This window comes from uncultured Reyranella sp., from assembly GCF_945957355.1.
Taxonomy (GTDB): Bacteria; Pseudomonadota; Alphaproteobacteria; order Reyranellales; family Reyranellaceae; genus Reyranella.
This window is the reverse complement of sequence record NZ_CAMFKM010000049.1, coordinates 1-2,584: the sequence shown is the minus strand read 5'-3', so window position 1 is coordinate 2,584 and position 2,584 is coordinate 1. Positions and strand designations below refer to the sequence as shown.

Annotated in this window: 2 protein-coding genes and 2 pseudogenes; 3 read left to right on the top strand and 1 reads right to left on the bottom strand. The window is 64.6% G+C overall.

Going from position 1 to position 2,584, the window contains the following annotated elements; translation table 11 throughout:
* The 3 genes and pseudogenes from Q0Q48_RS28630 to Q0Q48_RS28620 all read left to right on the top strand — a co-directional run.
* The coding region (locus Q0Q48_RS28630; RefSeq protein WP_295145880.1) for an ATP-binding protein at positions 1-840 on the top strand (840 nt) is incomplete at its 5' end.
* Between the two features lie 178 nt (positions 841-1,018).
* Positions 1,019-1,186 (top strand): annotated as a pseudogene (locus Q0Q48_RS28625) (transposase); the annotation flags it as partial.
* 151 nt (positions 1,187-1,337) lie between these two features.
* A pseudogene (locus tag Q0Q48_RS28620) lies at positions 1,338-1,615 on the top strand (transposase); the annotation flags it as partial.
* A 190-nt stretch (positions 1,616-1,805) separates the two neighbouring features.
* Here Q0Q48_RS28620 and Q0Q48_RS28615 read toward each other — a convergent pair.
* Complete coding sequence (locus Q0Q48_RS28615) at positions 1,806-2,255, bottom strand: potassium channel family protein (protein WP_295145878.1); 450 nt, start codon at positions 2,253-2,255, stop codon at positions 1,806-1,808.
* Positions 2,256-2,584: the final 329 nt, after the last annotated feature.

Here is a 2,584-nt window from a genome sequence, read left to right as displayed (position 1 = left end):
CGGCGGATCGCCGGGGGCGATCTCGCCACCCGTGCCGACACTGTGCCGGAGGCGCAAGGCGAAACGGCGCTGCTGATCACCGATTTCAACGCGATGGCCGACCGTTTGCAGCGCATGGCCGAGGACGTCAGCGTCTGGAACGCACAGATCGCGCACGAACTGCGCACGCCGCTCACGATCCTGCAGGGCCGGTTGCAGGGAGCGAAGGATGGCGTCTTCCCGCTGGACGTGAGCCTCGTCGACGGGCTGCTCAAGCAGGTGGCAGGCCTGACGCGGCTGGTCGAGGATCTGCGAAGCGTCAGCCTCGCCGATAGTGGCCGGCTGGAGTTGCTGATAAGCGACGTCGATCTGGCCGGGGAGATCGAGGACATGGCGCCGGCCTTGCGTGCGATGCTAGAGCCTGCCGGCTTTTCCCTGGCTCTCGACTTGCGGGCCGGCACGGTGCGTGCCGACGCTGGAAGGCTTCGCCAGGCGATCCTCGCGCTCGTCGACAATGCCTGCCGCCACGCCGACCCTTGCACGCTGACCATCACCACCCGCGTCGCCGTTGGCCATGCCACGATTACTGTTGCAGATACCGGCCCTGGCCTGCCTTCCGAGATGGAGGAAGCCGCCTTTCGGCAATTCGTCCGTGGGCCACGCTCCCTCGGAGGAACAGGTCTCGGTTTGACTGTCGTGCACGGCATTGCCCGTGCCCATGGCGGAGATGTGCGGTATCGACGGGAGAACGGCGTTTCCGCGTTTGATATTCGCCTAGGCTGCGTTATCGCCTATCCGGATTCGGAAGTTCCCGAACATTGGCATGGCACTGGGGGCCTACATCAAGGTCGATACGATTGACGGGTGGATAGGAGCGCGGAGGCATCGGTACCGACATCAATTGGGTGCATACCAGGTTCATGCTCGTTGACCCTCTCGGGAAGAAGCCAATCGGCATTTCCGGTTCAGCCAACTGGAGTCAAGGGAGTTGGACCTATGTCGGACACAGTGATTAAGCCTATGTCGCGCCGCGCGGCGGCTGGGGATCTTCACTGGTGCCGGTCGGCGGCGGACGTGGAGCACCACGCAGAAGGCGGCGATTGTCGCCGAGAGTGTCGGCGGCAATGAGTCGGTGAGCGCGGTAGCACGCCGGTATGGGCCGACACCGGCCGAGTTGTTCGCCTGGCGTCGACAGGCGCGCGGACGGTCTGTGATGGCCAAGGAGCGGCTGAGCTTTGCGTCGGTCGTGGTGAACTCAGCGGCAATCGAGATCGCGTATGGCGGGGCTGTGATCCGGGTGCCGGCGGGGAGCGATGCGGCGACGGTGCAGCTGCGAACGCCTGTGATCCACTGCGCTGATGAGCGCGCCCGCCGCTTCCCTGCCCGACGACCCCGGCCTGCCGAAGGCGATGCTGATCGCCGGACGGCTTGCGAGCGAGCGGCTGCGCCAGATTATTCGCGAGGTCCAGCGTCATCGCTTCGGCCGGCAGGCGTAGAGCTGCCGGAGGACCAGCTTCAGCTTGCGCTGGAGGACGCTGAGCAGGCAGCGGCAGCGGGCCAAGTCGAGTCTGAGCAGAAGAACCCAGCCGAGCGCAAGGTGCGCGCCGCCCGCCGGCGGACCAACCGCGGCAAGCTGGGCTACCGACGTCCACAGCGCGGGATGCATTGGGTACATTAGTGGGTACACTAGAAAGTGCTCTGTCGAAAAGTCTACTAGTTTCAACGAGATAGAACGAATTTCGATTCCGTCTCGGGGCACCATTTCCTTCCTTGATCCATTTTGATCAGGCAGTTGGACGCGCCTTTCCACCGCGCCGGCGAAAGCCTCAATCCGCATCGGCTTTCTCCAGCCAGTCATGCTCCAGCAATCTCAGCCGGCTGGTGACGGAAAGCAGGAAGGCGGTCGACCAGCCGAACAGGATCAGCCCGTTGCCCGCCTCGATGGCGCCGAACAGCCGCCAGTTGCCCTCGAGCACGACGTCCCCGTAGCCCAGGGTCGTGAAGGTCACGGTCGAAAAATAGAGCGCCGTTTCGAAGTCTCCCACGGCACCGATCGCCCAGAAGGCGGCCCCATACAGCCAGATCTCGACCGAATGGATGGCCACCAGCCCCAGGACCACGAATAGGATGACGGCGAGCGGGACGAGGCGGCTTTCGTGGGCCCGGATGCGATGCCCCCTGTTGCGCAGCACCCACAAGAGGCCGAGCAGGCCGCCGAGATGGATGGCGACGGTGAGGCCGACCATGAAGGTCGCGAGCGCGAGGTTGGCAAACATGCGTAGTCCGACGGTCCCCGATGAACCCCTGGAAGAGCCAGGGTCGAAAGTTGGTGACGGTAACGTCGCCGGACCGGTTCAGCCATGCGCCTGCAGCGATCAATCCACCGAAGTGTCGCGTCGTCCGGTGTGCCGCCCTGCTGACGTGTCGCATCGCGTGATCGCCTTGGGGACATACAGGGAACGCTGGCGGTCGAGTTCTGGGCGCGCACATCGCGGGGATATTCGCGAGCTGGATACGGGACTCCCCGCTCTCAAGAAGGGGAAACCCTAGGCGAACAGGAAGTCCGCGTCCGACAGGCTCGCCGTCTGCACGCCGATCAGCGTGA